Origin of the sequence: Mesorhizobium sp. M7A.F.Ca.CA.002.09.1.1 (assembly GCF_003998555.1) — a bacterium.
GTDB lineage: Bacteria > Pseudomonadota > Alphaproteobacteria > Rhizobiales > Rhizobiaceae > Mesorhizobium > Mesorhizobium ciceri.
The window spans coordinates 1-10494 of sequence record NZ_RZRR01000081.1; the positions used below are offsets into that span (position 1 = coordinate 1).

10 protein-coding genes and 1 pseudogene are annotated in these 10494 nt (G+C 64.1%); 5 read left to right on the forward strand and 6 right to left on the reverse strand.

What is annotated here, in order from left to right; translation table 11 throughout:
• Positions 1-338: pseudogene (locus EN994_RS06030) on the forward strand (tyrosine-protein kinase family protein); the annotation flags it as partial.
• A 46-nt stretch (positions 339-384) separates the two neighbouring features.
• On the opposite strand, the gene EN994_RS06035 reads toward EN994_RS06030, so the two are convergent.
• Positions 385-1221: a GNAT family N-acetyltransferase gene (locus EN994_RS06035; protein ID WP_063167776.1), complete on the reverse strand. Its 837-nt coding sequence runs from the start codon at positions 1219-1221 to the stop codon at positions 385-387.
• Between the two features lie 4 nt (positions 1222-1225).
• Entirely contained in the window at positions 1226-2449 is a 1224-nt protein-coding gene (locus tag EN994_RS06040; RefSeq protein ID WP_063167777.1) for a GNAT family N-acetyltransferase, read from the reverse strand.
• Positions 2450-2540: 91 nt separating this feature from the next.
• Between EN994_RS06040 and EN994_RS06045 the strand changes: the two genes are divergently transcribed.
• On the forward strand, positions 2541-3599 hold the full coding sequence (locus EN994_RS06045; protein ID WP_063167778.1) for a polysaccharide deacetylase family protein: 1059 nt from the start codon (positions 2541-2543) through the stop codon (positions 3597-3599).
• Between the two features lie 15 nt (positions 3600-3614).
• On the opposite strand, the gene EN994_RS06050 is transcribed toward EN994_RS06045, so the two are convergent.
• Positions 3615-3830: a DUF2842 domain-containing protein gene (locus EN994_RS06050; protein ID WP_063167779.1), complete on the reverse strand. Its 216-nt coding sequence runs from the start codon at positions 3828-3830 to the stop codon at positions 3615-3617.
• A 198-nt stretch (positions 3831-4028) separates the two neighbouring features.
• Between EN994_RS06050 and EN994_RS06055 the strand changes: the two genes are divergently transcribed.
• Positions 4029-5120, forward strand: coding sequence for a COX15/CtaA family protein (locus EN994_RS06055; RefSeq protein ID WP_082826667.1), 1092 nt, complete (start codon positions 4029-4031; stop codon positions 5118-5120).
• 25 nt (positions 5121-5145) lie between these two features.
• On the opposite strand, the gene EN994_RS06060 is transcribed toward EN994_RS06055, so the two are convergent.
• Genes EN994_RS06060 through speB form a run of 3 tightly spaced genes read right to left on the reverse strand, consistent with a single transcriptional unit; the run spans position 5146 to position 7949 of the window.
• Positions 5146-5988, reverse strand: a complete 843-nt coding sequence (locus EN994_RS06060; RefSeq protein WP_199489656.1) for an aminoglycoside phosphotransferase family protein — start codon at positions 5986-5988, stop codon at positions 5146-5148.
• Entirely contained in the window at positions 5985-6911 is a 927-nt protein-coding gene (gene argC / locus EN994_RS06065) for an N-acetyl-gamma-glutamyl-phosphate reductase (protein ID WP_013532212.1), read from the reverse strand. Before argC ends, EN994_RS06060 begins: the two co-directional genes overlap by 4 nt.
• A gap of 30 nt (positions 6912-6941) precedes the next feature.
• The gene (speB, locus tag EN994_RS06070; protein ID WP_013532211.1) at positions 6942-7949 is read right to left on the reverse strand and encodes an agmatinase; all 1008 of its coding nucleotides are present in this window, start codon (positions 7947-7949) and stop codon (positions 6942-6944) included.
• 123 nt (positions 7950-8072) lie between these two features.
• Here speB and EN994_RS06075 point away from each other — a divergent pair, with 123 nt between their 5' ends.
• Together EN994_RS06075 and EN994_RS06080 are read left to right on the forward strand one after the other, a co-directional pair.
• Entirely contained in the window at positions 8073-9281 is a 1209-nt protein-coding gene (locus tag EN994_RS06075) for an acyltransferase (RefSeq protein ID WP_013532210.1), read from the forward strand.
• Positions 9282-9377: 96 nt separating this feature from the next.
• Complete coding sequence (locus EN994_RS06080) at positions 9378-10436, forward strand: glycerophosphodiester phosphodiesterase family protein (protein WP_013532209.1); 1059 nt, start codon at positions 9378-9380, stop codon at positions 10434-10436.
• The last annotated feature ends 58 nt before the right edge of the window (positions 10437-10494 follow it).

The following is a 10494-nucleotide window of genomic DNA, read 5'->3' on the forward strand; positions in this document are numbered from 1 at the left end:
CCGATCTCTACTCGGACTGTCACGTCATTCCGGTCGAAACCGCCGATCCGGTCCGCGCCATGCGCGCTGCCGACCGGCTGCCGATCATTATGCAGTCGCTGACAACGGCTTATGATCTGGTCGTGGTCGAATGCGGACCAGCCGACGCGCAGGGCATCGGCCGTCTGACCGGCGACGCCACCGAGGTCTTTCTCTCCATGCTGGAGGCCGACGACGAGGTGACGCAGGCTGCCGTCAAGCTGATCGAGAACGGCTATCCCGACCTGACGCTGGTGACGCCGCTCGGCCACGAACCGCCCGGCAATCCGGTGCCGGGACGGCGCACTGCCGCCGCCTGAGAGAGCTGCGGATCGCCTGGCGGAGCCGTTCAGCGGTTCGCCCGATCTAGCCCAGTTCCAGGGTCGTTACGCCGAACACCCTTTGCAGGTCCAGTTCCGGGGCAGGCCCCTTGTACATGCGCGTGGTGGTGAAGGTCGGCGCAAAGCCGGCCGCATCGAGCGCAGTTATGAAACCGGTGTTATCGGCGGGGACGTCGATATGCAGCTCGCCGCCCTCACAGGCACCGGCCAGTCCCTCCAGGAGTTGCGAAGCGATTTCCATGTCGTCGGCAAACAGCGGGCCGATCTTGAAGCCGGATCGGCACCGGCGCACCACGCCAAAGCCGGTGACGCCGCGCGAACCGATTGCCGCCAACCCATGATGCGGTTCTTGCAGCCATCGCTTCAGAAAGGCGTCTCGGGGCGCCGGAAAGCAATGGGCGTCATAGGCGACGACATCGGACAGGAGTTGCGTTGTAATCATCCGCAACCCATCGGCCCTGGCCGTCGGGCCTGCCTTGCGCCCGGTGAAGCGGATGGTCTCGTAGGCCGGCGCGAAGCCCTTGCGCCGGTAATTGGCCTGCTGCTCGGCGACGCCGTCAAGGCCGACGGTCCGGCCTGCAAGCCTTTTCATGCCGGCGTCCCACACCGTCTTGCCGTAGCCCATGCCGCGCATGTCAGGCCGGGAGATGTAGAGGCCGATGAAGCCGAATTCGCTGCCATAGGCCACGGCCGAAATTGCCGCGACCATGTCGTCGCCGACAAAGGCGCCGATGAAGCCTTCGGGGTCCGCCGCCTGGAGCATCGCCGGGTCTTCAAGACCTGGGTTCCAGCCTTCCGCAGCTGCCCAGTCGACGAGAAGCGCCAGTTCCTGCAGGGACAGTGTGCGGATGATCGGCGTCATTGCGTTAGCTATCTTCTTCCGAGGGCGCCGCCTGGCCGGCGGCTTTGCGGCGCAGCACCTTGGTCAGCTTCCAGATCGTCGGGCTGTTCTTGACGAAGGCTTTCAGCCGCGCGCCTTGCCGAAGCGTCAGCGCCAGCATGCGGCCCTTCACGGTCAAGGGGACCAGCACTTCGAAATGCCGCGTTTCGATATCGCACCACAGCCGCTTGTAAGGCTCATCTCCTACCGAAAAGTCATACACCTCGAAACCGGTCTCGCAGGCTTCCTGGATGTTGTCGAAGAACAGGAAGTCGCCGGGGCTGGCGTGCCCGAGATCGTCCTCGGCGATCGCTCCGAATTCGCAGATCAGGCGTTTGCCCGAGCGGCTTGAACCGGTAATGGCGCGCAGCTTGCCGGCAACCTCGAGCCCGTGCAGCACGAAGGAAGGCTTGTCCTCGCTAAGTGCTTGCGAAAACAGCGCGCGGAAGAAGCCGCGCACCTGCGCGTCGCCGAAGACGTTGGCGATGCCCATCTTGCGGAAGCGGAGTTCCTTCATCTCGAAGAAGGCGTCGAGCAGCCTGTCGATCTCGTCCGGGGTGCGGGCCTCGATGCGCCGGTGGCTGCCGACGGTCTCGAATTTCCGGATCTGCGACCGGTGCTTCTTGCGTTTGCGTTTGCCACTGGCGCGAGAAAGCAGCGCATCGAAGCCGCCGGCGAGATCGACGGCCAGCGACAGATTGGGGCTGGAAAAATGGTCAAGCGATGCGAGCGGATTGGCGACGCCGTCGAGATCGGGCAGCAACCGCTCGAGCGCGACCAGATCGATGTCCGGGCGTGCCTCGGCGATGGCCGCCAGCACCGATCGGAGGGCCGGCATATCCACCTTGGCCAGCCAGTTCGGGTCCGCGGCGACGAAGTTGCCGTTGGCGTGGCGCCCACCCATGAAGCGGGCGATCCGGAACGGCCCCTTCGAGGCAACCTCCAGCGCCAGCGAAAAAACCGGTTTGCCCTCGGCACTCAGCGTCGCGACGAGCAGGTCCGGTCGTGTCTCGGCCGCCCAGTTCAGGATCCAGGCAGCACTCTGCGCCGGACCAAACAGAGCCGAGCGGCAGAACTCGGCATAGGCCGCCAGTCCGTCCGTGGACGCCACCGAGATCGACAGGCCGGCACGGTCCCGTGGCAAGGCGCGCGACGATGCCTCGGTTGCCGCAAGCCGATTGCCGTCAAATGACGCAGTTGCGTCAACCATACCTCAATCCTTAGGGCGTATTGGTCGCGATTTGGGGGTTCGCATAGGCGCATTCCGTGCTTGGATCAGCCTAGGCGCAAAAGGTGAATGAATGATCGACGGCGGGGAGGCAATCCGGAAACTGGCGCTGAACGTCGCCCGCTATACCGGCCTTGCACCGCTGGCCAAGCCGTTCATCGGCGGCATTGGCGCCATCCTGATGCTGCACCGTGTTACCGCGACGCCGGAAAAGCCGGACGGCGTCAACCGGCATCTGAATATCGCGCCCGGGTTCCTCGATGCCATGATCGCCGACATGAAGGCGCATGGCTATGCCTTCGTCTCCATGGACGAAGCCGTCGAGCGCATCAAGGCGGGCGGCAAAGGCGGTCAGTTTGCCACGATCACCGCCGACGATGCCTATCGCGACAATATGGTCGAGGCGCTGCCGGTGCTGGAGAAGCACGGCGCGCCGATCACCATCTATGTCGCGCCCGGGCTGATCAACGGCACAGCCGACCTGTGGTGGGACGTTGTCGAGGACATCGTCAACGCGCGCGATACCTTGACGCTGACGCGGCCGAAGGGTCCGCTGACGATCGATTGCTCGACCCCCGCGAAGAAGCTGCAGGCCAATGCACGCCTGCACGCCTATCTCACCTCCGAAATCCGCGAGAAGGACCTGCAGGCGGTGTTGCGCGATCTGGCTCGCGCAAATGGCATCGACGCCGACGGTCCGCGCCTGCGCACATTGATGAACTGGGACGAAATCCGCCGCATCGCCGCGCATCCGCTGGTGACGATCGGCGCCCATACGATCAACCACAGCAATCTGAAGCGGCTCTCCGAAGCCGATGCCCGGCACGAGATCGGCGCCGTGCGCGCCATGTTGCTGGCCGAACTGGGCGAAGAGCCCCGCCATTTCGCTTACCCCTATGGCTATGCGAGTGCCGTAGGCTGTCGCGAAGTCGGCTTTGCCCGTGACGCAGGCTACACCTCTGCCGTGACGACGCGCCACGGCGTGCTGCGCGCCGAACATGCCGGGTTCCTGCAGGCTTTGCCGCGGATTTCCGTCAACGGCCGCTATCAGAGCCTCGCCCATATTCGCACCATGCTGTCGGGCGTGACGACGCCGCTCGCCAATGCCGGCAAGATGGTCGTCACCATCTGACGCTGGCGGTTTCGCCTAGCGCTTGGCCCTCGGCTCCAGCATCAGCCATTTGATGATGCCCATTGCCGGCAGCACCCAGACCAGGCCGCTGAGCAGGAAGAACAGGAAATGCACCCACGGACCCGACTCCGACAGCCGGGCGACCGCGAAGATCGATGCGACCAGCGCATAGATGATGACCAGCGCCACCAGCAGAAACATTCCGATCAGCTTTTTCAGGCGCAGGGGCATGGTTGGTCTCCTGATCGAGCATGCCGGAATTTGCACAGGCGGCCTGGCAGGCTCAAGGGGTAACGGCCTCGCATAGGCCTTGAGGCGAGACTGCGCAACCGGTGAGACGCGGCGCGACGGCGTGCCGCGCCGGATGGTCTTGCCAGCACGGGTGCGATGGTCCACCAATCCGCCAAATCAACCTGCCGGGACAAGATCATGGCTGCCATATCAGCTGCCGCGCCATACGTCGCCCGCGACCGCGACCTGCATAACCGGGCGCTGCTGCGCGCCTGGCTCTATGTGGTGCTTCTGGTGCTGTTTGCGCTGGTGCTGGTCGGCGGCGCCACCAGGCTCACCGATTCCGGCCTGTCGATTACGCAGTGGAAGCCGATCCATGGCGTGATCCCGCCGCTCAACGATGCCGAGTGGCAAGAGGAATTCCAGCTCTACCAGCAGATCCCGCAATATGCCGAGCTCAACAAGGGCATGGGCATCGAAGCGTTCAAATCGATCTTCTGGTGGGAATGGGCGCATCGCATCCTGGCGCGCAGCGTCGGCCTGGTCTTCGCCTTGCCGCTGCTGTTTTTCTGGGCAACGCGCCGCATCGAGCGCGGCCTGGGTCGGAAACTCGTGGGCATTCTGCTGCTTGGCGGCCTGCAAGGCGCCATCGGCTGGTGGATGGTGGCCTCTGGCCTGGTCGACCGGGTCTCCGTCAGCCAGTACCGCCTGGCGACCCACCTGACCCTTGCCGCACTGATCTTCACCGCCACCATGGTGGTCGCGCGCGGGTTGGCGCCGCATTCCGAGCCTGCCGCCGATAGGTCGACGCAGAGGCTGGCCGGCTTCATCGTGCTGCTGGCGCTGATCCAGATCTATCTCGGCGGCCTGGTCGCCGGGCTCGATGCGGGTCTGAGCTACAACACCTGGCCGCTGATGGACGGCAAGATCATTCCCGGCGATCTGCTGATCCTCGAGCCGGCATGGCGCAACTTCTTCGAGAGCCCGAAGACGGTGCAGTTCGTCCATCGGCTTGGCGCTTACACGGTATTCGTCGTGGCCTTGTGGCACATGATCGCCACGCGCCGGCGGCTGCCAGGCTCGACGCATGCGCGCCGCGCGACGCTGCTGTTTCTACTGGTGCTGGTGCAGGCCTCGATCGGCGTCGGCACGCTGCTCATGCATGTGCCGTTGCATATGGCGCTGACCCATCAGGGATTTGCGCTGATCGTGCTGGGCTTTGCAGCAGCCCATTGGCGCGGCACCAAGGGCGCCTATCCCTTGCCGACGGGAATAGCGCTCAGGGGCTGATCCCGAGCCGATCTACTGGGTCGGATCAGAAGCTTGCCCGCACCGCCCGGATCGCCTTGACGATCGACAATTCGCGATTCTCCTCGACCGCATTGTCGTCCTCGTGATGCCAGGACGCCGACAGGCATCCATAGGCAATGGCATGATCGAGGATAGCGGTCGGTGTCTGGCTCAGTGTTCTGGCAAAGATCTCGGCCATATCAGCGATCCGCTTCGGATCGAGGCAGAGATCGTCCCGGTCGAGCGGGTTGTAGAACATGTTCGCCGCGTCGAAGCCGGGATCGCCGAGCACGCCCTTCGGATCGATCGCCAGCCAGCCGCGCGGCCCGTGCAGGATGTTTTCGTGATGCAGATCGCCATGCAGGGGCCTGATGTCGTGCGGATCGGCCAGCAGCCGCTCGGCGATGACGGCTGCCTCGACATAGAGGCTGTCAAGGCCGGCGTCGCGATCGGTATTCGCCTTGTCGAACAGGCTGGCGAAGCGTTCCCGGAGCGGCTGAAGCTCGGGCGGGTAGGGGGCTTTCCCCCGTGAAAACAGTTTTGCCATCAGCTCCGCCGCGATTGCGGTCGCGGCAAAGTCGCCCTGTTCGTCGAGAACCTGCTGCAGCAGGGTTTCACCGGCATATTCGAGCAGCATGCTGTGGCCGTCGCGGCCGAGCAGACGCACCGCGCCTTCGCCGCGCCGCCAGGCGAGATAGTGCTCTCCGCGCAACTCGTCGGCGACGTCATCGAAAGGCTTCAGCGCCTTGACGATCGCCGGCGATCCGTCTTCGCGCAAAACCTTCCAGATGCGGCTCGAAAAGGTCTCGGCAACGAGTTCGGGCGCGCTGACTTTCCAGCGCGCCGGAAAGGCTGGCGTGTCCATCAGAGGCCGAGCATCAGATCCATGTTCTGGACGGCGGCACCCGAGGCGCCCTTGCCGAGATTGTCGTAGACCGCCAGCAGCAGGGCCTGCGCCCGTTTGTCGTTGGCGAAGACATAGACCTTCATCCGGTTGGTGCCGTTGTAGATCTCCGGATCGATCTCCGGCATGCGCTCCGAATGCGCATAGGGCGCCACCTCGACCACACCGCCCTTGATGGCGGCGAAATGGTCGGCAATCGCCGCATGCAGCTCCGCACCGGTCGGCACATGGTCGAGGCCGCCGAGTTGCAATGGCACCACGGTGATCATGCCTTGCGCGAAATTGCCGACCGCCGGCTGCATGATCGGATCATGCGACAGCCTTGCATAGGCCCTCAATTCCGGCACGTGCTTGTGCTGCAGGGTGAGGCCGTAAGGCAGGAATTCCGAGGCGTCCTCGCCCTTGGCGACGTAGTCCTCGATCATCGGCCGTCCGCCGCCGGAATAGCCCGAAATGCCGTTGACGGTGATCGGAAAATCGGCCGGCAGCAGGCCTGCTGTGACCAGCGGCCGCAGCGTCGCGATCGGTCCCTGCGGCCAGCAGCCTGGGTTGGCGACGCGCTTTGCCGAGGCAATCGCCTTTGCCTGGTCCTTGTCCATCTCGGCGAAACCATACGCCCAGCCCTCCGCCACGCGATGCGCGGTCGACGCATCGATGACCCTGGTGGTGTCGTTGGCGATCAGCGAGACGCTTTCCTTCGCCGCGTCGTCGGGCAGGCACAGGATAGCGACATCGGCGGCATTGAGGAACTCGGCACGTGCCGCCGTTTCCTTGCGACGCTCGGTGGGGATGGAAATGATCTCCAGATCACCGCGCTCGGCAAGCAGCGCCCTGATCTGCAGGCCGGTGGTGCCGTGTTCGCCGTCGATGAAGATTTTCGGTTTCATGGGTTGTTCAAATTCCCTGAGTTTTCAAGACTATATGCCCTGACCCTGAATCACTGCGGCACCATTGTGATTGCCGTTGTTCAGCTCTTCAAGCCGGGCTTTCCGTTCAGCAAGCAGACCGAGATATTGCATGGCCACCATCGAGCCGGCGATTGCCGTTATATCGGCGTGATCATAGGCCGGCGCAACCTCTACGACATCGGCGCCGACAATATCGATCTGGTTGAGCTGGCGCAGAGTCGACAGGATCTTGGCCGAGGACGGGCCGCCGGCAACCGGCGTGCCTGTGCCGGGCGCATAGGCCGGATCGAGGCAGTCGATGTCGAAGGTGAGATAGGTCTTCTTGCCGCCGGTGCGGTCGACAATGGCGTAGGCAATGTCGGACGCCCGCATCTCCTCGATTTCATGGCCATGGAGGATCTTGATGCCGAACGTGTCGGGCGCATGGGTGCGGATGCCGATCTGGATCGACCGGTCGGGATCGATGATGCCTTCCTTGACGGCGCGACCGACGAAGGAGCCGTGGTCGATGCGCTTGCCGTCGTCCGGCCAGGTGTCCTGGTGGGCGTCGAACTGCACCAAAGCGAGCGGACCATGGATGGCGGCATGCGCCTTGAGCAGTGGCCAGGTGACGAAATGATCGCCGCCGAGCGTCAACAGGAAGGCGCCTGATTTGAGGATCTTCGCCGCTTCGCGCTCGATCGTGCCGGGCGTCTTCTGATGGTTGCCCGAATCGAGCAGGCAATCGCCATAGTCGACGACCGCCAGATGCTCGAACAGATCGCGTGAAAAGGGATATTGCGGGTCGTTGTCGAGGATCGCCGAGGCACGGCGGATCGCCTGCGGCCCGAAGCGGGCGCCAGGCCGGTTGGTGACGGCGGCATCGAAGGGAATACCCCACACCACCGCATCCGCGCCCTTCACGTCCTTGGTGTATTTGCGCCGCATGAACGACAGCGCGCCGGAATAGGTCGGCTCGAACGCGGCGCCCGTTTTGGAACGGGCGGTGAAGGCGTTGTCGATGGTGTGGTTCGCCATTACGGATCCTCGTTTTTCATCGGGTTGCAACAACTACAGAACCGGCACGGAAGATGCCAGTCATAGCTTGGCGAGACGGAATGGCGCTGCCCGAGTGCCACGGCAAGACAGGATTGTATCATCATGACGCAGACCGCGTTTCTCAACCCCACCCGTGCCGCGGCGTCGACCCACACCGGCACGGTCGCCGGCGAACGCTTCCTGGTCCTCGATTCGTGGCGCGGCATCTGCGCGCTTCTGGTGGCGCTGTTTCACTTTCCTACCGGTTCGACGATTTCGCAAAGCGCCTTCATCGGTTCGTCCTACCTGTTCGTCGATTTCTTCTTCGTCCTTTCCGGCTTCGTCATCGCCAGCAGCTACGGCGATCGGCTCAACCAACCGGGACAGGTCGCGCGTTTCGCCCTGGTCCGTTTCGGCCGCATCTACCCGCTGCATCTGCTCATGCTTGCCGCCTTCGCCGGTTTCGAGCTGCTGCGGCTGATGCTGCCGCAATTGCACGGCACGGGGGCTGCCCCCTTCACCGGCGGCTTCGACCTCAACAGCCTGCTTGCCAATCTCCTTCTGCTGCAGGGTGTCGGCTTCGAGGATCAATTGACCTGGAATGCGCCGAGCTGGAGCATTTCGGCCGAGTTCTTCGCCTATCTCCTGTTTGCCGGCGTGGTCTTCGTCGCCGGCGTGCGCGCCTGGATATGGTTCGTCGCGGCCGCCGTCACCGCGCCGCTGTTCCTGCTCGGCTTCTCGACCCATCATATGGATGTGTCCTTCGATTTCGGCTTCATCCGTTGCCTGTACGGCTTCTCGCTCGGCGCCTTGCTGGCCTGGTTTCAGCATGATTCCATTGCAGGGGCGCGACAGGCTCTCGCCAGGGGCGGCCCGCGGATGGACTGGACCCTTGCCGAAATCGTCATGGTGGCCGTCATCGTGCTTTTCGTTTCGCTGGCGGGCGACAATGACTTCGGCATCGCGGCACCCCTGGTGTTCGCGCTGGCGCTGTTTCTGTTCGCCCATGAGGGTGGCTGGATCAGCGCCTTGCTCAGAGCCCCGTTCATGCTGACGCTCGGCGCGCTGTCCTATTCGATCTACATGGTCCACATCTTCGTCCAGGCGCGCCTGATCAACGTCGCGGGGCTCGTCGAGCGCAAGCTCGGCCTTGGCCTGATCGGCGACTTCATGCTGCGCGGCCAGCCTGCCACCGGCTTCGGTGCCGGCTGGACGGGGGCGGTGGCGATCGTCGTCATGCTCGCCGCTACCATTGCCGCCTCCTGGATCACCTGGCGTTTTGTCGAGATGCCGGCCATGGCGTGGTTCCGCAGGCTCTCGAAACGCATCTGACGCACCTGCTGCGAGTATTCCGCTAGCCGGCTTCGTTCACCCAGATGTCACGGGCGTCGCCTATCCGGGTGTCGATCCGGCAAGGAGCGATTCTCGATGCGGACCATCTGGCTGAGTTTTCTGCTTTACACGGCCGTGGCAGCCGCCTCTGGCCAGGCCTTGGCCGGCGAGACCCGCGCCAGACAGATCCTCGACCGCTTCGAGCATGCCAACCAATGGCGCGATCACGTCATGGTGGCTGCGCATCGCGCCGGCAGCATGCAGGCCGGCAAGACGCTCTACGCGGAAAATTCGATTGCCGCCGTGGAGGGCTCGATCGCCATGGGCGCCGAAATCGTCGAGGTCGACATCAGGCGCTCGAAGGACGGCGAGTTCGTCGTCATGCATGACAGCTGGCTCGACCGCACCACGACCTGCAAGGGCGAGGTGGTCATGTACACGCTGGCCGAACTGAAGACATGCCGGCTGGTGGTCGAGGGCACCGGTGCGGCGACAAGTGAAACAGTCTCGACGCTGCACGAGATGCTGATGGCGACCAGAAACCGCATCCTCATCAACCTCGACAACAAGCTCGACGTCGGCGCCCTCCCGGGCATGATTGCGGTCGCTCGCGGTCTCGGCATGGCCGAACAGGTCATCGTCAAGGAGAACCTGTGGAATTCACAACGGATTTCCACGGTCAAGGCCGCCATGGAGACCATTGGCGGCGGCTTCCAGTTCATGCCGATCATCGCCGATGACGCGGTGCATGACGCCGGTTTCGCCGGGACGGTCGACCGCGCCTTCTCGCCGCGCGCGATCGAGTTGATCAACTGGCGGGCAGGCGCCGAGACGCTGACCGAGACGGGCGGGCCGCTGTTCAGCACGCGCATGCGCGCGGCCGCAGTCAGGGGCAACTGGCACATCTGGGCCGACACCTACGCCATCGCCAACAAACCGGGCGGCTTCCTCGCCGGCGGCCGCGGCGACGAACTGGCGGTGCAGGCCAGCCTGCCGCGCGAAAGCTGGGGTTTCTGGGCCGATCGCGGCGCCACCATCATCCAGACCGACGAGCCGAAGGCGGCAATCGACTGGCTGGCCGCGAATGGTTTTCGCGTGCCTTATGCCGACGAGGCGCGGCCGGTTGAGCCGGCGAATACGGCGAGCATCAATTAAGCGGCGGCTGACGCTGCCAATCTCCCTCACGAGGGGGGAGATTGGTTAGCTTCAAGCC

What these genes read in the sequence shown, in the direction of transcription:
- EN994_RS06035 (WP_063167776.1), bottom strand. Translation starts at nt 1,221, where the DNA reads ATGACGCCGATCATCCGCACACTGTCCCTGCAGGAACTGGCGCTTCTC.
- EN994_RS06040 (WP_063167777.1), bottom strand. Translation starts at nt 2,449, where the DNA reads ATGGTTGACGCAACTGCGTCATTTGACGGCAATCGGCTTGCGGCAACC.
- EN994_RS06045 (WP_063167778.1), top strand. Translation starts at nt 2,541, where the DNA reads ATGATCGACGGCGGGGAGGCAATCCGGAAACTGGCGCTGAACGTCGCC.
- EN994_RS06050 (WP_063167779.1), bottom strand. Translation starts at nt 3,830, where the DNA reads ATGCCCCTGCGCCTGAAAAAGCTGATCGGAATGTTTCTGCTGGTGGCG.
- EN994_RS06055 (WP_082826667.1), top strand. Translation starts at nt 4,029, where the DNA reads ATGGCTGCCATATCAGCTGCCGCGCCATACGTCGCCCGCGACCGCGAC.
- argC (WP_013532212.1), bottom strand. Translation starts at nt 6,911, where the DNA reads ATGAAACCGAAAATCTTCATCGACGGCGAACACGGCACCACCGGCCTG.
- speB (WP_013532211.1), bottom strand. Translation starts at nt 7,949, where the DNA reads ATGGCGAACCACACCATCGACAACGCCTTCACCGCCCGTTCCAAAACG.
- EN994_RS06075 (WP_013532210.1), top strand. Translation starts at nt 8,073, where the DNA reads ATGACGCAGACCGCGTTTCTCAACCCCACCCGTGCCGCGGCGTCGACC.
- EN994_RS06080 (WP_013532209.1), top strand. Translation starts at nt 9,378, where the DNA reads ATGCGGACCATCTGGCTGAGTTTTCTGCTTTACACGGCCGTGGCAGCC.